Source organism: Paenibacillus haidiansis (assembly GCF_036553665.1).
In the GTDB taxonomy this organism is placed as follows: Bacteria; Bacillota; Bacilli; order Paenibacillales; family Paenibacillaceae; genus Fontibacillus; species Fontibacillus haidiansis.
This window is the reverse complement of sequence record NZ_JAZHPZ010000014.1, coordinates 88,691-108,491: the sequence shown is the minus strand read 5'-3', so window position 1 is coordinate 108,491 and position 19,801 is coordinate 88,691. Positions and strand designations below refer to the sequence as shown.

The window sequence follows — 19,801 nt, the reverse complement described above, 5'->3', positions numbered from 1 at the left end:
AACCGGCTGAATCGGCATAGCGAATATGTTATTAGTATGAACGCCGGACCGCCATTTCAAAATAGTCCGCGGCCGGGTCTTTCTCCCGGACTTTAGTCCGAACCGGAAGGCTTGTCCAAGCGGTCGAGCAGTTGGATAATGAGCTCGCTTTCTATATCCAGCATATTTTGCGTGTAGAAATACAATTCGGGGGAGTACATCAAATACTCGCTATCGTCAACCGACAGGGACAGCTTAGCCAGGCGCTCTTTCTTTTCCTGGACGCTCCGCATCCTGTATTCAAGCAATCTTCTGCGGGTTTCATCATTCAGGAGATTGTAAAAAGCGAGCCGGATGCTCCATTCATCGTCCACTTCAATGACTTCGGGAGTAAAATGGTGGATCGAATCGTAAAAAACCTGACGGCCCATATCCGTAATGGCATAGACCAGCCGGTTCGGCCTGCCTTCCTGCTCCTCCGTCGTTTTACTAACCATGTCCCTCTCTTCAAACTGTTTTAATTTGGGGTAGAGAGAGTTATTGCTGATAATTTTTTTGTTGTTCATTACAAAGATGATGTTTTTCTTGATTTCATATCCGTGCTTGGGACCCTGCATCAGCTGGGCAAGTATCAATAGCTCAATATCCATGCCGTTCCTCCGAACTTTCGACTCACACTCAAAGCATTTCATATTTATTTATTTTACTCCAACGTACAAAGCGTGCCAATCATCACTATTTTCTCGTGATTATTTTCACATAATTAAGATGCTATGCGCATTATAATTAGGTTAAATTATACCTATGTTATTTTAACCTAATAACGAAAGGAAGATGCAGCATGGCTTTTGCCCATTTGTTCAGTCCTTATAAGATAGGAAGTTTGGAGTTAAAGAACCGGGTTATTCTCCCCGCCATGGGAACGAAAATGAACGATCCCGGAGGGTACGTCAGCCAGCGGCTGATCGATTATCACGTTGCCCGGGCCAAGGGAGGATGCGGCCTTAATACGGTGGAAGTCACCACCGTGCATCCGACGGCGTTCACGGAGGATTCGCCGGCGATTTTTGAAGATAAATTTATTCCGGGTATGAAGAAATTGGCGGACGGCATCCGTGAAGCCGGCGGCAAAAGCTGCCTGCAGCTGTGGCACGGCGGAAAAGTCGCCTACAATCCGAATCAGGTTTCCTCTTCCCCGGTAGCTTTTGAAGGCTCGGCCATGATCCCCAGGGAGCTTGCCGCCTCGGAAATTCCGGAAATGGTCCAAGCCTATGCCGATGCCGCCGCCCGCGCCAAGCGGGCCGGATTCGACAGCGTGGAGTTTCACGCGGGTCACGGATATTTGCCTCAGCAGTTTCTGAGCCCGGCCATGAATTTCCGCCAGGATGAATACGGGGGCTCCTGGGAGAACCGGACCCGCTTCCCGCTGGAATGCATCCGCGCCATCCGCCGCGCGGTCGGCCCGGACTTCCCGATCCTGATGCGCATCTCGGCGATCGAGGATTTGCCGGGCGGGCTGGGGCTTGAAGATATGAAAGCCTTCTGCGTGCTCGCCGAGCAGGCCGGAGTCGACGCGATCAATGTTTCGCGCGGCGTTCCCGCCGGGGCCGCGATCAAATATGAAGTGCCACCGATCGATTTGCCGGTGGGCTTCAATGTCGACAATGCGGCGCAAATCAAAGCCGCGGTCGGCATTCCGGTCATCGCCGTCGGCCGCATTAACGATCCCGCCGTAGCCGACCGGATCATCGCCGAAGGGCTGGCCGACTTGGTCGCCGTCGGCCGGGCCCAGCTTGCCGACCCGGATTTCTGCGCCAAGGCGGGAAGCGGCCGGGAAGCGGAGATCATCCGGTGCGTCGGCTGCGATCAAGGCTGCTTCGACGGGTTCGTCAACCCGAACGTGCCGTTCATCAGCTGCATGTTCAACCCCGCCACGGGGCGGGAGCGGGAATACGAGCTCGTTCCGGCCGAGCGGCCCAAGCGGGTGCTGATCGCCGGAGGCGGACCGGCCGGTCTGGAAGCCGCCGTCACCTTGAAGCGGCGGGGGCACGAGCCGATATTGTGCGAGAAGAGCCTGCATCTCGGCGGACAGCTCTATATTGCGGGCGCGGCGCCGCGCAAGGAAGAAATGACGGCCGCCGCCGTCGGCATGGGCGAAGCGGCGATGCGCGGAGGCGTGGATATCCGGCTGAATACGGAGGTCACGCCGGAAGTGATCGCGGACTTGCGGCCCGACGAAGTCATTCTCGCCACGGGCTCGGCCCCGGTTTCTCTGCCGGTCAGAGGCGCGGATCTCCCGCATGTCGTGAATTCGCACGACGTGTTGTGGGGAGCGGCGAAGCCGTCCGGGAATGTGGTCATTATCGGCGGCGGCCTCGTCGGCCTGGAAGTCGCCGAGCTGCTTGTCGAGCGCGGACAGCAGGTAACCGTCGTAGAGATGCAAAACGAAGTGGCGGCCGATCTCGGGCTGCTCCGGAAAATTTGCGTCATGGAAAGCCTGTACGGTCATGGGGTACAACTGATGACCGGCTGCAAATGCCTGGCCATTGAACCGGACCGCGTGATCGTCGAGCAGGCGGGAGAAGAGCGCGAGCTCCCTGCCGACTATGTCGTTCTGGCCGTCGGTTCCCGCTCCAGGGACAATCGTAAGCTGATCGACTGCCTGGAGCGCTTCAGCATTCCCTATCATGTTATCGGCGACGCCAAACAGGCTCGGCGGGCGCTGAACGCGATCTGGGAAGGCGCCAAAGCCGCGAGAATAATCTGATCATCGCTCGCACCAATACAGCACAAGCCCCGGCTGGTCAAATGCCAGCCGGGGCTTATTTTTATCCGAACCTGCCGGAGATATAATCGTCGGTCCGCTTGTCCGTCGGATTCGTAAATATTTTGCTCGTATCGTCATACTCCACCAGCTCGCCCATAAGGAAGAACGCCGTTTTCTCCGAGACGCGCGCCGCCTGGTGCATATTGTGAGTCACAATAATGATGCAATACTCCTGCTTCAGCTCGGCGATCAATTCCTCGATCTTGGCGCTGGAGACGGGGTCGAGCGCGGATGCCGGCTCATCCATCAGGATGATGCTCGGGCTGACCGCGATCGATCTGGCGATGCAAAGGCGCTGCTGCTGACCGCCCGATAAAGACAGGGCCGAATCGCCCAGCCGGTCTTTTGTTTCGTTCCAGAGCGCCGCTTTGGTGAGCGATTCCTCGACGATTTGATCCAGCTTTTTCTTGTCCCGGATGCCGTGGTAGCGCGGACCGAAAGCGATATTTTCGTAAATCGATTTATGAAAAGGATTCGGCCGCTGCCAAACCATGCCGATTTTCTGGCGCAAGAGCACGACGTCGGTGCCCGGATCATTGATATTTTCATCCCCGATCCAGATCTCGCCGGTGATGCGCGCGCCGTCGATCAGGTCGTTCATCCGGTTCAAGCTGCGCAGGAAGGTGGATTTCCCGCAGCCCGATGGGCCGATCAGGGCCGTCACCTGCTTCGCGGCAAAATCGAGGGAAATATGCTTGACCGCTTGCTTTTCCCCATAGAACACGCTCAAATCCTTGGTGGATAATTGTATATTTTGCATGGGAGCCCTCCTATTTCGTTGCCGTAAATTTCTTCTGCAGTTGGCGGCCGATCCACCGGGCCAGCAAATTGAACAGCAGCACCGTGATGATCAGGACGGCCGAAGCTCCGGCGGCAATCTCCGGCGCGTCCGGCGCCAGTCCCTCGGAATTGATCTTCCAGATGTGAACGGCCAGCGTTTCCGCCGGACGGAACGGGTTGAGCGGCGACATCGGGCTGAGCGGATTCCAATCCGTGAAATCCAGCCTTGGACTGCTCATGCCCGCGGTGAACAAGAGCGCTGCGGCTTCCCCGAACACGCGGCCCGCGGCCAGGATCGTACCGGTGAGAATGATCGGCAAAGCGGTCGGAAGCATGATGGATTTGATCGTTTTCCATTTGGACAAGCCGAGCGCCAGGCTCGCCTCCTTTTGCGCCTGGGGAACGCTGGCCATCCCCTGCTCGGTGATGCGGACCATCAGCGGCAGGTTAAATACCGTCAGCGCCAGCGCGCCGGAAAACAGCGAGAACCCGAATCCGAATACGTTGACGAACACAAGCAGGCCGAACAAGCCGACAACAATCGAAGGAAAGGAAGACAGTACTTCCACGATCAGACGGATAAAATCCGTTACTTTACCCGGCTTGGCGTATTCGCTCATGTAAATGCCCGCCCCTAGGCCGAGCGGAATCGTGATGATCATCGTGAGCACGAGCAGGAACAGGGAGTTGAACAGCTGCGGTCCGATCCCTCCGCCCGCTTTGATCGTTTCGGGAGCGGAGGTCAGGAAATCGAAGCTGATATGCCCCAGCCCGCGCACAAGAATAAAACCGAGCAAACCGGCCATGATCAATACGATGATGCCGGCAAAAAAGATGATGAAAAATGTGGCGACTTTGTCTGCGGTTTTGGCGCTCATCGGTTTGCTCTCCTTTCAAGTAGACGGACGATAAAGACAAAGACAAACGTCATCAGCATGAGAATTAAGGCCAGCGTCCAAAGCACGTTGTTCTGCGTCGAGCCCATGACCGTGTTGCCCATGCTGAGCGTAATCGCGCTTGTCAGCGTGGAAGCCGACTCAAACAGCGAATGCGGAATATGCGGCGCGTTGCCGATGACCATTTGCACGGCCAGCGCTTCCCCGAACGCCCGGGCCATACCCAGCACGACCCCGGTCATCAAAGCGGGCAGCGTCGTAGGAATGACCAGCCGGTAGATCGTCTGCCAGCGGGTAGCCCCGAGCGCGTAGGAGCCTTCCTTCAGCCCGGAGGGGAGCGCGGCGAGCGCATCGGTCGCAATGGACGTCATCGTCGGCAGAATCATGATCGACAGCACGCTTGCGCCGGCGGCAATCCCGAGACCTTGTCCGGGGAAGATGTCCCGGTACAACGGCACGATCACGCTAAGGCCGACAAAGCCGTAAACGACCGAAGGAATCCCCGCAAGCAATTCGATGGTCGGCTGCAAATATTTTCTGCCTATCTTCGGCATGATTTCAACCATGAACAAGGCTGCGCAAATACTAAGCGGAGCGGAAATCAAGGCCGCCAGAATCGAGGTGCTGAACGACCCGACGATAAACGGCAGCGCCCCGTACAGCGGCGGTTCTCCGTCCGGCTTCCACTGCGTTCCGAGAATTTCCCCCAAAGAGATCCCATCCTTAAAGAAGGAACTGATTCCCTTGGTGGCGACAAAATAAACTAGCGAAAAAATCGTTACAACCAAAAGCACAATACACAAGGATGTAAAAATTTTACCAGTCCATTCTTCAATAATGTGCTGTTTTATTTTGTGTTTCTCTCTGGACTGAGCCATGAGACCTCTCCTTTTTAACAGCACAGAAAGAGGCAGAGAAATCCGCCCCTTGTCGTGCCGTATGATGTTTTGAGGATATTACTTCGTAATGTTGCCGTCCGCATCGCGGGTAACCTGCATTTTGCTGATCGGAATGTAGCCGAGTTCCACAACGTCCCCTTGATCGTTTTGCACGGCTTCCGATACCATGTAGTCAAGGAACGCCTTCGCAACTTCGTTCGGCTCACCCTTCGTGTACATATGCTCGTAGGCCCATACCGGATATGTTCCGTTCGCCACATTATCTACGGTTGCATCAACGCCTTCATATTTCACCGTTTTGACGGATTCGTCCAGGTAAGAGAGGGCAAGATAACCGATAGCTCCCGGTGTTTCGCCTACAAGCTTTTTAACCGTACCGGAGGAATCCTCTTGGATGGCACCCGGAAGATCATCCGTTTTGGTTCCCAAGGCATATTTTTCAAAAGTAGCCCGGGTTCCGGAGCTCGACGGTCTGTTGACGATTTGGATCGCTTGATTCGGACCGCCCACATCTTTCCAGTTCGTGACTTTACCGGTGAAGATTTGTACCAGTTGATCTTTCGTCAAATTGTCGATCGCCACATCCGGGTTCACGACAGCGGCCATAGCCACGACGGCAACCTGGTGGTCTTTCAATTCGGCGGCTTGATCCGCTTCCAGCTTCTCTTCGGCGAATACGTCGGAGTTGCCGATATCCGCTTGTCCGCCGGATACTTGGGTCAACCCGGTGCCGCTGCCGCCGCCTTGCACTTGAATCGATACTTTAGGGTTTTGATCCATGAATTCTTTGGAGACTTGGTCGACCAGCGGCTGCAATGCCGAGGACCCTACCGCCAGGATGGAACCGGACAGTTCCGATGTCGCGCCGTCTCCTCCGTTTGCGGTGTTGTTCGTAGTTCCGTTAGCGCCGCTGTTCGCCGCGCCTTCATTTGCCTTATTATTCGATGCGCCGCTTTGACCGCATGCCGCCAAAGCGAAAGATAAAATCAGCGTCATGACTAACATTAGACTCTTCTTCATTGTTTTGGTTTCCCCCTCATTTGTTTGTACAAATTGATTATAGAAAGTAAATATCAAACCTATGTATTTGTTTTGTAAACGCAATGTAAAAAATTTAGGCTCAAAAAAAAAGCGATTGAACCATGCTCTCATGGCTCATTCGCTCTTGTATTACTGTATTTTTGTTAATAAACATGCCCGTGTCTTTTGTATATCCATGCCGCAATTCCGCCTAGAGCGGCGCCGGCCAGGCCGAAGCCGGCCACAGAGAGCATGAGGGTAACCGGCTGCCAGCTCATCAAAAAGGCGATTCCGCTGCCAAGGGTCGTGCCCGCCAAAAAGCCGAGGGCAAGACCGATCGGCTGAATCCTTTTCATCAGGATCTCTCTCCTTCTTTAAGGAATGGAAATGAAATCAGGCATCCTCTCCCGAATTTTTGGACAACAAAGTCTTTAGCTCTTTCATAAACATGTTGATATCCTTGAACTGGCGGTAAACGGAAGCAAACCGCACATAGGCGACTTCGTCGACGGGATACAGCTGCTCCATCACCAGCTCGCCGATCTCCTGGCTTTCGACCTCGGTGTTGGCCGAATGCCGCAGCGCACGCTCAACCTCGGAGACGATGGATTCAAGCTGCTCCACGGAGACGGGTCTTTTCTCGCAGGCGCGGATCAGCCCGCGCAGCATCTTCTCTCTGCTAAATTCTTCCCTGCTTCCATCCTTTTTAATCACGATCAGCGGCATTTCCTCCACCATTTCAAAGGTAGTGAAGCGGCGGCTGCATTTCTCGCACTCGCGGCGGCGGCGGATAGAACGGTTCTCATTGGCCGGTCTGGAATCCAGCACCTTGGTCCCTAAATAATCGCAATACGGGCATTTCAAGCGCAAGGCCCTCCTTTCTTTCGAACGCATATTTTAGAATAATTCCAATAAATAACTTTAAAAACAGGTAATGAACTTGTCGTTCCCCGAGCATAATACTGTTACCAACCACAAGGAGGTGAACATCATGGCCCAAAACAACAATTCTTCGAATGACCTGGTGGTTAGACAAGCATCCGGAGCCCTCGAACAAATGAAATACGAGGTAGCTCAAGAGCTTGGCATTTCTTTCCCACAAGACGGATACGCTGGTAACCTGACCTCTTACGAAAACGGTTCTATCGGTGGTTTCATCACCAAACGTTTGGTGACCCTGGCCGAGCAACAACTGGCAGGTCAATTCAAATAAATTCACCGATAACACCAAGGGAGCATAGACAGCCGCCGGCTGTCCATGCTTTCTTTCTGTATGTGAATTCATACGATAACGGGTCAGAAGTTCTCGTATAGATTGGAATATTGCTCATAATAATGGGATACTCGCTGTACGTAATGCCGCGTCTCGCCAAAAGGGATATTTTTGGCCGTCTCCAGCCTGCCGTCCCACTTTCCGCTGCTGATCCAATTCTCGACATTACTCTGTCCCGCATTGTAAGCGGCGATCACGGCGGTCATATTCCCGTCGAATTTTTTGGACAAAAACTTCAAATACCAGGAACCCAATTCGATGTTCGTTCCGGTTTCCCGCTTCACGCGTTCCAGCGGAACCTCCTCCAGCCTTGCCTGTTTCATGATCCATTTGGCCGTATCCGGCATGATTTGCATGATTCCGAGCGCGCCCTTTTTGGATTCCGCCCCCGGTTTATAATTGCTCTCCACTTTAATAATCGCCGCGATCATTAAAGGATCGACCCCGTAATTGTCCGCATGGTGCCTGATCTCTTCCTTGTAATAAATCGGATAAAAGATCTTTAGCCAGGTCGAATTAAAAAACAGAATCAGAATAAAGCCCAGAAACAGCAGAAGCAGGACTCTTTTCTTTCTCAGCCACTTCATGCCAGTCCCTTTTTCCGCCAGAAGTCGTCTATTTGAGACTCCGTCTCTTCCCTGCCGAGACTGTTATCGATCAAAATATCCGCCCTCTCTTTTTTCAATTCAATATCCATTTGTGCACGTAGCCTTGCTTCGGCCTCTTCTCTCGTCATCTTGTCCCGCGCCATCAGGCGCTCCAGTTGAACCTCCCGCGGGACATACACCACCATGATTTCCTCGTAAAGCTGCTCCAATCCGGATTCATACAGCAAAGGGATGTCCGCTACCACAAGCCGGCGAGGATCGGCCGCTTCCAGCTCCGCCATCCGCCGCTTCATCTCCCCGCGAATCGCCGGATGCGTAATTCCTTCCAGCGCCTTACGCTCCTCGGGATCGGAAAACACGATGCTCCCCAGCCGCTTCCGGTCCAATTCTCCGCTTGGAAGAAGCACCCCTTGTCCAAAATGTTTCACCACTTCGGCAAGCACGGGATGCCCCGGCTCCATGATTTCTCTCGCGATGGCGTCGGCATCGATCAATTCCGCCCCCCGAGCCACCAGCATTTGCGAGACGGTGCTTTTTCCGGTGGCGATTCCCCCGGTCAACCCGATGTTCATGCGCTCACTCCATTTCCGGATTTTGATCTGGATGAAGCGTTCGCGGCAAGCTTCGGCGGCTTGGCGGTCCGGCCGCTTGAAGCTTCCCGGCGAGCCGGGCCGGTTTTGCCTCCGCCGGGCGGCTGACAGTTCGGGCAGAAATGCGTGCCCCTTCCGCCAACCACCGTCTTCTCCACGGGTTGTCCGCAATTAAGGCATGGTTCCCCCTGCCGCCCGTAAACCCGCAGCGCCTGTTGGAACATTCCCATCTCACCCTGTCCGTTGACATAGGATTTGATGGAGGCCCCCCCGGCTTCCACCGCTTCGGTCAAAGTCGCCAAAATGGCTTCGTACAGCCGTTCCAATTGTTCATCATCCAAGGAATTGGCCGGAAGCTCCGGATGGATGCCTGCCCGAAAAAGGGATTCATCCACATAAATATTCCCCAGGCCCACGACATATTCCTGGTTGAGCAAGGCCGGCTTGATCTTGGTCGTCCGGCGGGCGATCGCTTTGCGGAACGTTTCCGGAGAAAAGCTCTCGTCGAGCGGCTCCAATCCCAGTTTGGCTAGCGGTTTATTGTTAAATTCCTCTCCGGGGAGAAATAAATGCATCGTGCCGAATTGACGGACATCCTTATATCTTAGCTCGGTACCGTCCGTAAAATGAAAAATGACATGGGTGTGTTTCTCTACGGGCTCATCGTTGCGGTACACACCGTACCGGCCCTCCATCCGCAGATGGGAGACCAGCACCAGGCCGTCCATAATGATCCGCAAAAACTTCCCTCTGCGTCCCACATCTTGAATCACATGGCCCGCGAGCTCCATCTCGAATTGGCGGATATCGTCGGGCCGCTGGACGATCCGCGGCAGCGACACCGTGACCGACTGTATCTTTTTGCCGACAATTAACCCGGTCAACGTGCGTCTGACCGTCTCTACCTCCGGTAATTCCGGCATTGTTGTTCACCTCGTTGTTTTATTGTTAATGCGATGCCGAGTATATTCCATGAAAAATCGGGTTATCCTTGCTTATTTGGCTTCATACCAGTTGGTGCCGCTGCTGACCTCCGCCTTCAGCGGTACGGACAGCTCCAAGGCTTTTTCCATCGTTTCCGGCACCAGCTTGGTCATGATGTCAAGCTCCTCCGGCGGCACTTCGAAGACCAGTTCGTCATGCACCTGCAGGAGCATGCGGCTCTTTAATCCGCGTTCGTGCAGCGCTTCGTCCATCCGCACCATTGCCAGCTTGATAATATCGGCCGCCGTGCCCTGAATCGGCGTATTCATCGCCGTTCTTTCGGCGAACGACCGGAGATTGAAATTGGAGGCGTTGATTTCCGGCAAATACCGTCTGCGCTCCATCAGCGTTTTGACATACCCGTCCCGCTTCGCGTCCCGGACGATATCATCCATATATTTGCGGACGCCTTGGAAGGCGTCGAAATATTGGTCGATAAACCGGGCAGCTTCCTTGCGGGTAATATTCAGATTCTGGGACAGGCCGTAATCGCTGATCCCGTAGACGATGCCGAAATTGACCGCCTTGGCGGAACGGCGCATGTTCGAATCAACCTGATCCGCGGGTACGCCGAATACGTCCATCGCCGTCTTCGTGTGAATATCCATATCGTGCAGGAACGCTTCCTGAAGTCCCTCGTCATTAGAAATATGCGCAAGCACGCGCAGCTCGATCTGGGAATAGTCCGCTCCAAGAATAAACCATCCTTCCTCGGAAGGAACGAACACCTTGCGGATTTTCCGGCCTTCTTCCATGCGGATCGGGATGTTTTGCAGATTCGGAAACTGGCTGCTGAGTCTTCCCGTCGCCGCGATCGTCTGGCGGAAATACGTATGCACTTTGCCCGTTTCGTCGCTGACTTCCTTCAGCAGGCCTTCTACATAGGTCGACTGAAGCTTGGCGAGCTGACGGTACTCCAATATATATTGGACGATTTCGTGATAAGGCGCCAGCTTCTCCAGCACTTCGGCGTCCGTCGAGTAACCGGTTTTCGTCTTTTTGATCACCGGCAAGCCCAGCTTGTCAAACAGAATCTCGCCGAGCTGCTTCGTCGAATTGATGTTGAATTCCTTGCCCGCGATGTCGTAAATCTGCGACACCAGCTTGCCGATCTGACCTTCGAATTCCTTGCCGAGCTCGGCAAGGGCGCTGCGGTTGATCGCCACTCCCTGTTTCTCCATGTCGGCAAGAATCCGCGATAAAGGCATTTCCAGATCATAGAAAAGGGATTTCATTTCGAATTTTTCCAGCTCGACCTGCTGCAGCGGCACCAGTCTTTGGATCGCCGCGCTCTTGCGGGCCAAATGGCGGCTAAGCGTCTCCTCATCCGGCAGTTTGAACTTGGCTCCTTTGCCGTAAACCTCGTCGTCGGAAGCCAGACGGGGAAGGCCGTATTTCTCGGACAGCGCGCTTAACGTCTGGTCATTTCCCGTCGGATCAAGCAAATAAGCCGCGATCTCGATATCGAAATACGCTCCGGCAAAAGCCGACCCATGCCAATGCAACACAAGATCGGTACGGTGCAGATCGTAACCCTGCTTCGGAATGCTTTCGTCCCCCAGCCAGGCGACGACCGGCTCCGCCTCCCCGCTTTGCAAAAACGCGGGCGAAAGATAGAAATGACGCTCCGCCGTCGACAATACCATACCCATCAGTTCGGCATGATGAGGGTTCTCGCCATGGGATTCCACGTGAATACTTTTGATTTCGGGCAGCAGCTTCGCCAGCTCAGGCAAAGTTTCGGCATTGACAATCGTAACTTCAACCTCGGATGCGGGCTCGCCCCCGGCCTCCGTCCCGGCTTCTTCGCCGGTACCGTCCCCGAAGGAGATCCGCTCCAGCAACGATTTGAACTCCAGCTTGCGCAGCATCGGCACGGCCGTCGCTTCCCGGAGTCCGCCAAACGTCATATCTTCCCAGGAACGCTCTACGGGCACTTCCCGGTAAATCGTCGCCAGCCGCTTGCTCATCATCGCGTCCTCGGCATGATTGACCAGGTTTTCCTTCATCTTCCCTTTCAGTTCGTCCGTATGGGCGAGCACCTCTTCCACGGAACCGAACTGATGGAGCAGCTTGAGCGCCGTCTTCTCGCCGACACCCGGCACACCCGGGATGTTGTCGGAAGCGTCCCCCATAAGGCCTTTCAAATCGATGATTTGCAGCGGTTTAAGCCCGTACTTTTCCTCTATTTCTTTGGGCCCGTAAGGCTCGACCTCGCTGATTCCCTTCCGGGTCAGCGCCACGGTGACATGATCGCTAACCACCTGCAGCATATCCTTGTCGCCGGTCACGACGAGCACTTCGCGTCCCGAATCTTCACCCTGTTTACTGATCGTGCCGATGATGTCATCCGCCTCATAACCCGGCAGCTCGAACCAGGCGATGCCTAAACTCTCCAGCAGCTCGCGCATGAGCGGAAATTGCTCGGACAGCTCAGGCGGCGTCTTCTCGCGTCCGCCTTTATATTCCTGGTAGCCTTCGTGGCGGAACGTTTCTTTCCCCGCGTCGAACGCAACCAGGATATGGGTCGGCTTTTCTTCTTGAATCAAACGCAGCAGCATATTCGTAAATCCGTATACGGCATTCGTGTGCAGCCCGCTTGAATTGGTCAGCGGCGGCATCGCAAAAAAGGCGCGATAAATGATGCTGTTGCCGTCAATTAGAATTAATTTTTCCATATGACACCTCGTCCTTCCGATACTCCTCCCCCTATTCTAACACATGGACCCCTATTATAAAAAAACAGGATTTAAATAGAAAAACGCCGAAACCATCGGCGTGTTCTGTTGCTAAACATCTTGGATTCAATTGGCAATCAAGCGATGAGCCGCAGCATGGAATCGGCTCCTGCCAAAAGGCAGGAGCCGGATATAGGATAACATTATCAAAAATAGGTGCGATTACTGGTTTAAATCCGGACGATGTCCGGTCACCAGATACACCGCGCTCTCCCCGATATTGGTCGCGTGATCGGCAATCCGTTCGATATACCGTCCGACCAAAGTCAGCAGCATCGCCTGCTGGAGGGAATCGGAATTCTCCACCATATGGGCGTACAAATCGCGGATAATCTGGCTGTACAGATGATCGACCTCATCGTCGTCCTTGGCCATCTTGTAGGCCAAATCGGTATTTTCGTCAAGATACGATTGCAGCGATTCCTTCACCATTGTGATGACGAGTTCGCTCATCTTCGGAATGTCGACGAGCGGCTTGATCAGCGACTGGCCTTCCAGACGCGTCGCCACTTTGGCGATATCGATCGCCAGATCGCCCATCCGCTCGAGATCGCTGGATATTTTGAAGGCGACGATAATGCGGCGCAGATCCTTGGCGACCGGCTGTTGGGTCACGATCAGCCGCGAGCCGATTTCCATGACCTCTTCTTCCATTTGATTGAGGAGGACGTCCCGTTCCACAATCTCTTTGGCCTTCACCGTGTCAAGAGCCTGCAGGGCGGCGATCGAGCCCGTCAGCGCTTCCTCCACGTGCTCGCCCATTTGTCTCAGCAATTGCCGCAGTTCTTCCAAATTCTGATCGAATTCTTTTCTTTGTATCATCCAGGTTGCCTCCTCCTATTAACCGAACCGTCCGGAAATGTAATCTTCGGTGCGGGAATCCCGCGGGGTCGAGAACAATTTCTTCGTATCGTCAGCCTCCACGATCTCGCCGTTCAGGAAAAAGACGGTACGATCGGAAATCCGCGCAGCCTGATGCATGTTATGCGTGACCATGACGATTGTATACCTGTCTTTAAGCTCCTGAACAAGCTCCTCGATCTTCAGCGTGGAGATCGGATCGAGCGCCGAAGTGGCCTCATCCATCAGCAGAATTTGCGGCTGCACCGCGATGGCGCGGGCGATACAAAGCCGCTGCTGCTGTCCTCCGGACAGGCTGAGGGCGGAACGCTTCAGGAAATCCTTCACCTCGTCCCAAAGCACCGCCTGCCGCAGGCTCTGCTCGACGATTTCATCCAGCTCGGCCTTGTTTTTGATCCCGTGAAGACGGGGACCGTAGGCCACATTGTCATAGATCGACTTCGGAAACGGATTGGGCTGCTGGAACACCATGCCCACTTGCTTGCGTAACCCCTCTACCTGAACGTCTCCTCCGTATATTTCGGTCCCCGCGATTTGCACGGACCCTTCGATCCGGGTCGCCGGAATCATATCGTTCATCCGGTTGAGCGTTCGCAGCAGCGTCGATTTGCCGCATCCCGACGGACCGATGAAAGCGGTGATCGCCTTTTCCGGAATCTCGAGCGACATATCCTTCAATGCATGGAACTGGTCATAGTATAAATTTAACTTCTTAATATGAATAATGGATGTCATGACATATCTCCCAGTAGTAAATTGTTGTCTGGAATCTGTACTTGCAGATCAATATCATGACGATTTTACACTTTCTATGTAAAAAGGGATAAGCCGAATTGTAAACGCAGTGTAAAATTTATAATTCAATCCTGCGTCCTGGCAAGCCGCGATAATTCTTCCCGGACCAGCACGGTCGTCCGGGCCGCGCTTTCGGCGGAGAGCGCCGCTTCTTTCCCGCGGTCCTCCGTCCGGCGGGCGGATTCCACCAGCCATTCAAACGTCGTTTCGGCTTTATCGACCCGCTCCTGGCTTTCCTTCATTTCCCGGGCGGTGGAAACGGCCGTCCCCGCCGTTTGCCGCACCAATTCGCCGATCAGTTCCAAAGCCTGGCCGATCTCCCCGGACATCCGCTTCGTCTGCATGGCCAGCTTGCGCACCTCGCCGGCCACCACCGCAAAGCCCCGCCCGTGCTCCCCGGCATGCGCCGCCTCGATGGATGCATTCATCGCCAGCATGCCGCTCTGATCGGCAAGCTCCCGGATGCGGGCCGCAACCTGGGAAATATCGCCGGCGCGGGCCGACAATTCGGCAACCTGTACCTCTTGCGAGGTCGTCATCGCGGCCACGCGGGTAAACGATGCCTTCACTTCCTCGAGTTCCAGCCTGCCCGCGGAAGCGAGCTCGTTCATCCGGCCGGATTCGCTTAATCCTTGCTTGGACGACTCCGCCGCGGCCGCCACCGCCTGCCCGATCTCCGCGATCCGGATTTGGCTCTCCCGTACGGCCAGACGCCGGGCGTCCTCCGCTTCCCGCTGCAAATCCCGCGACATGATCATCAGATCCTGGACGGTCATAATCCCAGTGAACTTCCCTCGGAATGTCATAATCAAGCTGTCATAGAAACGGCCGCCCTCCCGGCTCAACGCCATATCCAACAAATCCGCCGCGGGTACCGAACGCTCGCACACGAGCGGAGCGGGTTCGGCAAAATCTTTAGCCGGCCGTTCATAAAACAAATCCGCCGCAAATCGGCCCGCCAACTGGCGGTAAAACGCATCTCTCATAATTAATCCCGTCGGAACCCGGTCCTCGTTGCAGATCACGATGCAAGGAATCTCTTCCTGTTGTTGGAACATCGTCAACACTTTGCGGCACAATTCTTCCGGGGATATTACCGGTGCCTCCCGGCAATAATCCGCCGCTTCCACCCCGGCTTTGATTTCCATATCCAATACCTGATTGCCCATCTCTACCACTCCTTATTCCTGTTAAAGAACATGGATATGCCAGAATGATAGAACAATAGTGTTCGGAGAGTGTTTGCAGGACGAAAGACCTATGTAAAATTACGGAAAACGCTTAAAATTTAAAACAAAAGGCCCATCATTCAAATATCAATGATGGACCGTTTTTTTCTTGTTGACGACGAGTTTATAGCCTACGCCCCGAATCGAATCGATATGCACGGAACCGGGGTCCAGCTCCAGCTTCTTGCGGAGGGAGCTGACGTGAACGTCGACCGTACGCTGGCCGCCGATATAATCGAAGCCCCATACCGCATTCATGAGATCGTCCCGGGTCATCACGACCCCGGGCTTTCGGGCAAGATACAGCAGCACTTCAAACTCCTTGGGCCGCAGCACGATCGACTCCCCGTTCAGGGTGACCTCGTATTTCTCCGGAAATACCGTGAGCGGTCCGAGCGTAATCTGCGCTTCCTGCTGAACAGGAGCCGGCTCCCGGTCTTCCTGTCCCCCGGAACGCCGCAGTACGGCGGCGACTCTGGCCAACAATTCGGCAACCCCGAACGGCTTGGTGATATAATCGTCCGCTCCGGACTTCAGTCCTTCAACGACTTCTTCTTCCGCATTTTTGGCCGTCAAGATGATAATCGGCGTCTTGACGCCTTCTTCGCGCAGCTTGGACATGATCTCAAACCCGTTAAGCCCCGGCAGCATCAAATCCAGCAAGATCAGATCGAACTCCTGCTGCATCGCCAGGTCAAACCCGGTCTGCCCATGCTCGGCCACCTCGACCTTGTACCCCTCGCTCGTTAAATTGTAAGACAGCAGTCTGGAAAGCGTCGGCTCATCTTCTATTACCAACAGTCGCTGCGTCATAATTACCCCCATTTTCTCGAAAATGCAATTGCCGCTGCTACAGCTTCAATCAAGCCAAGCATATCACGGATATGTTAACGGGATGTAAAAATGCAAAAATACGTTAAAGCTCCGTTTAAATTTCCGGTTCGGCACTCTGCATTACCGGCAATTCCACAATAAACGAAGAACCCTCGCCGACCTTGCTTTCGACGCGAACGGAGCCTTGATGAAGCTCGGTCAAATGCTTGACGATGGATAAGCCGAGCCCGGTTCCGCCCGAACTGCGCGAGCGCGCCTTGTCCACGCGGTAGAACCGTTCGAAGATCCGCGGCAGATCTTTTTTCGGGATACCGATCCCCGTGTCGCTGACCGTAACCCGGACCTTCTCCTCTTCTTCGCTTTCGCCGATCACTTCGACATCCACCTTCACTCTTCCGCCATCCTGTGTGTAGCTGATGGCGTTGGACATCAGGTTCATGAAGATTTGCTTCAGACGGTCTTCATCGCCTTCAATATACAAATGCTCAGGAATATCCTGAACCAGGACGATCGATTTTTTGGCCGCGGACGCCCGCATCATCTCATAGATGCCGTCGAACAGCTCCTTGATATTCACAGGAGCGTATTCCAGCGGCGCGCGCTTCGACTCGATCTTCGACAGCTCCAGGATGTCCCCGATGAGCCGGTTCAGCCGTTCCCCTTCATCATGGATGATCTGCAGGAAGGACCGCTCCGTCTCCTTGTCCTTTACCCCGCCCGCAAGCAAGGTTTCGGCGAACCCTTTGACCGCCGCGATCGGCGTCTTCAACTCATGGGACACATTGGCCACAAATTCGCTGCGCATCGCTTCAAGGCGCCGGATTTCCGTAACGTCCTGAAGGAGAAACAGCATTCCCCGGTAGCTTCCGTCATCCTCAAACATCGGGACTCCGTCAAATTGCAAAATCATCTCTTCGGGATCGTATACAGTCCGCTCTTCCCGCAGAAATTCCTTATGCAGGGTTCCCTCCTCCACGAATTTCATAAACTCGTAATTCCGCTTCAATTCGTGATAGGATTTGCCGAGAATCTGCTCGCCGCGCAAGTGTAAGATCCGCTCCGCTTCGCGGTTGATCAGCGCCACATTTTCGGAGCTGTCAACCATCAATATTCCTCCGGTCATATTGGCGAGCACGCTTTGCATCAGGTCCTCGTTGTCGTGAATCACTTTGAGCTGCTGCTGCAGGCTGTCGGCCATTCCGTTGATCGCCAAGCCGAGCTGGCCGATCTCATCGCGGCGATGCAGGTTGACCCGGGCGTCGTATTCCAGCCGGGAAATGCGGTTCGCCACTCTGGTAATATGCTCCAAAGGACGGGTCAGTCCGGCGGCGACGCGGTAGCTGACGAGCGCCGCGGCCAGAAACAGCAGGAGCAGGCCGCCGAACATCAGATACCAGCCTTTATTCATTTCCTGTCCGACGGCGGCCAGGCTCATCGACAGACGGATATATCCGTCGAACCCGGCATCCGAGGAGACGCGATGGGCCACATACAGCATGTCTTCGCCGATCGTTTCGCTATATCGGATCGCGCTGCCGATAGCGCCGCCCTCGGCGGATTCGATCTCCTCGCGGTGCGCGTGATTGTCCATTTCCGCCGGACTCATTTCCGAATCGCCGATAACCGTACCGTCCAAATCGATGAAGGTCACCCGGGAATCGGTCAATTTCTCAAGCTCCCGTGCCTTGGAAGTATAATATTCGGCCGCATCCCCGCTTCCGCTTGAGATGAACGGGAATGTACTTTCGAGCAAATTAATTTCCCGGGCCATATTTTCCTTCAAGGCGCGAATATGGGAGTCCTTGAACAGCTGAGCCATCGTCAGGCCGGCGGCTAGCATGGATATGCCGACCAGGCTCATTAATATAATGGTCATGCGCGTGCGAAAGGTTTTCATTCTTATTTGAACACCGCTTCTTTAAAGGATGCCAGCTTCTCCAGCGATGCTTTCTCGACGCCTTCGTGCAGGCTGGCGCCATGCGAATCCATCGTGACGATGGCCGCAAAGCCTTCGACCGAAAGATGCCACATCGCTTCCGGAATCCCGAATTCCATAAAATCGACGCCGTTTACGTTCTTGATGCATTCGGCATAATATTGGGCGGCTCCCCCGATCGCATTGAGATATACCCCGCCGTGCTCCTGCAGCGCGGCCAGCGTTTTCGGACCCATGCCCCCCTTGCCGATCACCGCGCGGATGCCGAATTTCTTGATAATCTCGCCCTGATACGGCTCCTCGCGGATGCTGGTCGTCGGACCGGCCGCTTTCACATGCCAGCCTTCCTCATCTTTAAGCATAACCGGACCGCAATGATATATTACCGCCCCGTTCAAATCGACGGGCGCGTCGTGATCCATCAGGTATTTATGCAGCGCATCGCGCCCGGTATGCATCTCTCCTTGAATAATCACCACGTCCCCGACGCGTAGGCTGCGAATCTGTTCCTCTGTAATCGGCGTCTGCAGCACGACTTCCCGTCCTTTGGAAGGAAGTGAAGCATCGGCCGTCGCCGCGCTCTCCTGCCGGGGCTCTTCCATCGGTACCTCGCTGCCGGACGGATACAGCCAGCCGGCGATCTCGCCGGTAGCGGGATCGATCTTGACGCCCTGGCGACGGAAAGCCCAACAGTTGTACGCCACCGAAACGAAGAAGCTCGCCGGCAGCCGGTTGGCGGCGCCGATCTTGCAGCCGAGTAGCGTCACTTCGCCGCCGAAGCCCATCGTGCCGATGCCGAGCTGGTTCCCGGCTTCCATGATATAGCGCTCCAGGCGGTCAAGCTCGGGAACCGGGTTGACATCGTCAACCGGACGGAACAGCTGCTGCTTGGCCAGCTCATACCCGGTCGTCCGGTCGCCCCCGATGCCGACGCCGATGAAGCCCGCGCTGCAGCCTTGCCCCTGCGCCTGGTATACTGCATGCAGAATGCATTTGCGGATGCCGTCCAGATCTCGGCCCGCGCGGCCCAAGCCCTCCAATTCGGCGGGAAGGCTGTATTGAATATTTTTGTTTTCGCAACCGCCGCCCTTCAGGATCAGCCGGATATCGATATAATCTTCTTCCCACTGTTCAAAATGCATAACCGGGGTGCCCGGCCCGAGATTGTCGCCGCTGTTCTCCCCAGTGAGCGAATCGACCGAATTCGGGCGCAGCTTGCCGTTCTTAGTGGCACGCTGGATCGCGGATTTGATGTCTTTTTTCATTTCGATTTGATTGACGCCGACCGGCGTATGGATAATAAATGTAGGCATGCCGGTATCCTGGCAGATCGGGGAAATTTGCTCCTCGGCCATGTTGATGTTCTGAGTAATCGTCGACAGGGCCAGGCCCGCCCGGGTCGCCTCGTTTTCCAGCGCGCGTCCCCGGTTCACCGCCCGGCGAACATCCCCGGGCAAATTGGTTGAAGTTTCCACAATTAATTTGTAAACGCTCTCTTCAAACTGACGCATTTCCAATTTCCCCTCTCTTGTCTTTAAACTCTTGATAGCTT

The 19,801-nt window shown here is 54.8% G+C and carries 19 protein-coding genes; 2 read left to right on the top strand and 17 right to left on the bottom strand.

The genetic code is table 11. The annotated features are described in order from the left end of the window. Positions 1 to 92: 92 nt before the first annotated feature. A complete protein-coding gene (locus V3851_RS21490) occupies positions 93 to 629 on the bottom strand; it encodes a PadR family transcriptional regulator (protein ID WP_331848597.1) in 537 nt (178 codons plus the stop codon). 191 nt (positions 630 to 820) lie between these two features. Here V3851_RS21490 and baiCD point away from each other — a divergent pair, with 191 nt between their 5' ends. After that, on the top strand, positions 821 to 2,746 hold the full coding sequence (baiCD, locus tag V3851_RS21485) for a bile acid Fe-S flavoenzyme BaiCD (protein WP_331848596.1): 1,926 nt from the start codon (positions 821 to 823) through the stop codon (positions 2,744 to 2,746). 61 nt (positions 2,747 to 2,807) lie between these two features. On the opposite strand, the gene pstB (V3851_RS21480) is transcribed toward baiCD, so the two are convergent. The 6 genes from pstB (V3851_RS21480) to nrdR form a co-directional block, all read right to left on the bottom strand. Continuing rightward, entirely contained in the window at positions 2,808 to 3,566 is a 759-nt protein-coding gene (gene pstB, locus V3851_RS21480) for a phosphate ABC transporter ATP-binding protein PstB (protein ID WP_331848595.1), read from the bottom strand. A 10-nt stretch (positions 3,567 to 3,576) separates the two neighbouring features. Further along, positions 3,577 to 4,464 carry a phosphate ABC transporter permease PstA gene (gene pstA / locus V3851_RS21475; RefSeq protein WP_331848594.1) on the bottom strand — a complete coding sequence of 296 codons (888 nt, stop codon included), beginning with the start codon at positions 4,462 to 4,464 and terminating at the stop codon, positions 3,577 to 3,579. Continuing rightward, positions 4,461 to 5,360 carry a phosphate ABC transporter permease subunit PstC gene (gene pstC / locus V3851_RS21470; RefSeq protein ID WP_331848593.1) on the bottom strand — a complete coding sequence of 300 codons (900 nt, stop codon included), beginning with the start codon at positions 5,358 to 5,360 and terminating at the stop codon, positions 4,461 to 4,463. Before pstC ends, pstA begins: the two co-directional genes overlap by 4 nt. Positions 5,361 to 5,438: 78 nt before the next feature. Beyond that, positions 5,439 to 6,401 carry a phosphate ABC transporter substrate-binding protein gene (locus V3851_RS21465; RefSeq protein WP_331848592.1) on the bottom strand — a complete coding sequence of 321 codons (963 nt, stop codon included), beginning with the start codon at positions 6,399 to 6,401 and terminating at the stop codon, positions 5,439 to 5,441. A 164-nt stretch (positions 6,402 to 6,565) separates the two neighbouring features. Then, positions 6,566 to 6,757: a hypothetical protein gene (locus tag V3851_RS21460; RefSeq protein ID WP_331848591.1), complete on the bottom strand. Its 192-nt coding sequence runs from the start codon at positions 6,755 to 6,757 to the stop codon at positions 6,566 to 6,568. Positions 6,758 to 6,794: 37 nt separating this feature from the next. Beyond that, the gene (gene nrdR, locus V3851_RS21455; RefSeq protein ID WP_331848590.1) at positions 6,795 to 7,265 is read right to left on the bottom strand and encodes a transcriptional regulator NrdR; all 471 of its coding nucleotides are present in this window, start codon (positions 7,263 to 7,265) and stop codon (positions 6,795 to 6,797) included. Between the two features lie 127 nt (positions 7,266 to 7,392). Between nrdR and V3851_RS21450 the strand changes: the two genes are divergently transcribed. Then, on the top strand, positions 7,393 to 7,614 hold the full coding sequence (locus V3851_RS21450) for an alpha/beta-type small acid-soluble spore protein (RefSeq protein ID WP_331848589.1): 222 nt from the start codon (positions 7,393 to 7,395) through the stop codon (positions 7,612 to 7,614). Between the two features lie 83 nt (positions 7,615 to 7,697). Here V3851_RS21450 and V3851_RS21445 read toward each other — a convergent pair whose 3' ends face one another. From V3851_RS21445 to V3851_RS21400, 10 genes are all read right to left on the bottom strand, one after another. Continuing rightward, complete coding sequence (locus V3851_RS21445) at positions 7,698 to 8,261, bottom strand: lytic transglycosylase domain-containing protein (RefSeq protein ID WP_331848588.1); 564 nt, start codon at positions 8,259 to 8,261, stop codon at positions 7,698 to 7,700. Continuing rightward, positions 8,258 to 8,854 carry a dephospho-CoA kinase gene (coaE, locus tag V3851_RS21440; protein WP_331848587.1) on the bottom strand — a complete coding sequence of 199 codons (597 nt, stop codon included), beginning with the start codon at positions 8,852 to 8,854 and terminating at the stop codon, positions 8,258 to 8,260. The genes V3851_RS21445 and coaE overlap by 4 nt, the downstream gene beginning before the upstream one ends. After that, positions 8,851 to 9,795 carry a DNA-formamidopyrimidine glycosylase gene (gene mutM, locus V3851_RS21435; protein ID WP_331848586.1) on the bottom strand — a complete coding sequence of 315 codons (945 nt, stop codon included), beginning with the start codon at positions 9,793 to 9,795 and terminating at the stop codon, positions 8,851 to 8,853. Before mutM ends, coaE begins: the two co-directional genes overlap by 4 nt. Before the next feature lie 72 nt (positions 9,796 to 9,867). Beyond that, complete coding sequence (gene polA / locus V3851_RS21430; protein WP_331848585.1) at positions 9,868 to 12,534, bottom strand: DNA polymerase I; 2,667 nt, start codon at positions 12,532 to 12,534, stop codon at positions 9,868 to 9,870. A 222-nt stretch (positions 12,535 to 12,756) separates the two neighbouring features. Beyond that, positions 12,757 to 13,416: a phosphate signaling complex protein PhoU gene (gene phoU, locus V3851_RS21425; protein WP_331848584.1), complete on the bottom strand. Its 660-nt coding sequence runs from the start codon at positions 13,414 to 13,416 to the stop codon at positions 12,757 to 12,759. An 18-nt stretch (positions 13,417 to 13,434) separates the two neighbouring features. Next, complete coding sequence (pstB, locus tag V3851_RS21420; protein ID WP_331848583.1) at positions 13,435 to 14,190, bottom strand: phosphate ABC transporter ATP-binding protein PstB; 756 nt, start codon at positions 14,188 to 14,190, stop codon at positions 13,435 to 13,437. Between the two features lie 125 nt (positions 14,191 to 14,315). Further along, the gene (locus V3851_RS21415; protein WP_331848582.1) at positions 14,316 to 15,419 is read right to left on the bottom strand and encodes a methyl-accepting chemotaxis protein; all 1,104 of its coding nucleotides are present in this window, start codon (positions 15,417 to 15,419) and stop codon (positions 14,316 to 14,318) included. Between the two features lie 147 nt (positions 15,420 to 15,566). After that, on the bottom strand, positions 15,567 to 16,292 hold the full coding sequence (locus V3851_RS21410) for a response regulator transcription factor (RefSeq protein WP_331848581.1): 726 nt from the start codon (positions 16,290 to 16,292) through the stop codon (positions 15,567 to 15,569). Between the two features lie 115 nt (positions 16,293 to 16,407). Then, positions 16,408 to 18,210, bottom strand: a complete 1,803-nt coding sequence (pnpS, locus tag V3851_RS21405; protein ID WP_331848580.1) for a two-component system histidine kinase PnpS — start codon at positions 18,208 to 18,210, stop codon at positions 16,408 to 16,410. Positions 18,211 to 18,212: 2 nt separating this feature from the next. Beyond that, positions 18,213 to 19,760, bottom strand: a complete 1,548-nt coding sequence (locus tag V3851_RS21400) for a fumarate hydratase (protein WP_331848579.1) — start codon at positions 19,758 to 19,760, stop codon at positions 18,213 to 18,215. Between the last annotated feature and the right edge of the window lie 41 nt (positions 19,761 to 19,801).

Bases quoted from the DNA above. Each gene is read 5' to 3' on its own strand.
- V3851_RS21460 (WP_331848591.1), bottom strand. From the start codon at position 6,757: ATGAAAAGGATTCAGCCGATCGGTCTTGCCCTCGGCTTTTTGGCGGGC.
- baiCD (WP_331848596.1), top strand. From the start codon at position 821: ATGGCTTTTGCCCATTTGTTCAGTCCTTATAAGATAGGAAGTTTGGAG.
- pstB (WP_331848583.1), bottom strand. From the start codon at position 14,190: ATGACATCCATTATTCATATTAAGAAGTTAAATTTATACTATGACCAG.
- mutM (WP_331848586.1), bottom strand. From the start codon at position 9,795: ATGCCGGAATTACCGGAGGTAGAGACGGTCAGACGCACGTTGACCGGG.
- pstC (WP_331848593.1), bottom strand. From the start codon at position 5,360: ATGGCTCAGTCCAGAGAGAAACACAAAATAAAACAGCACATTATTGAA.
- V3851_RS21450 (WP_331848589.1), top strand. From the start codon at position 7,393: ATGGCCCAAAACAACAATTCTTCGAATGACCTGGTGGTTAGACAAGCA.
- coaE (WP_331848587.1), bottom strand. From the start codon at position 8,854: ATGAACATCGGGTTGACCGGGGGAATCGCCACCGGAAAAAGCACCGTC.
- V3851_RS21410 (WP_331848581.1), bottom strand. From the start codon at position 16,292: ATGACGCAGCGACTGTTGGTAATAGAAGATGAGCCGACGCTTTCCAGA.
- pstA (WP_331848594.1), bottom strand. From the start codon at position 4,464: ATGAGCGCCAAAACCGCAGACAAAGTCGCCACATTTTTCATCATCTTT.
- pnpS (WP_331848580.1), bottom strand. From the start codon at position 18,210: ATGAAAACCTTTCGCACGCGCATGACCATTATATTAATGAGCCTGGTC.
- V3851_RS21400 (WP_331848579.1), bottom strand. From the start codon at position 19,760: ATGCGTCAGTTTGAAGAGAGCGTTTACAAATTAATTGTGGAAACTTCA.
- phoU (WP_331848584.1), bottom strand. From the start codon at position 13,416: ATGATACAAAGAAAAGAATTCGATCAGAATTTGGAAGAACTGCGGCAA.
- pstB (WP_331848595.1), bottom strand. From the start codon at position 3,566: ATGCAAAATATACAATTATCCACCAAGGATTTGAGCGTGTTCTATGGG.
- V3851_RS21490 (WP_331848597.1), bottom strand. From the start codon at position 629: ATGGATATTGAGCTATTGATACTTGCCCAGCTGATGCAGGGTCCCAAG.
- V3851_RS21465 (WP_331848592.1), bottom strand. From the start codon at position 6,401: ATGAAGAAGAGTCTAATGTTAGTCATGACGCTGATTTTATCTTTCGCT.
- V3851_RS21445 (WP_331848588.1), bottom strand. From the start codon at position 8,261: ATGAAGTGGCTGAGAAAGAAAAGAGTCCTGCTTCTGCTGTTTCTGGGC.
- polA (WP_331848585.1), bottom strand. From the start codon at position 12,534: ATGGAAAAATTAATTCTAATTGACGGCAACAGCATCATTTATCGCGCC.
- V3851_RS21415 (WP_331848582.1), bottom strand. From the start codon at position 15,419: ATGGGCAATCAGGTATTGGATATGGAAATCAAAGCCGGGGTGGAAGCG.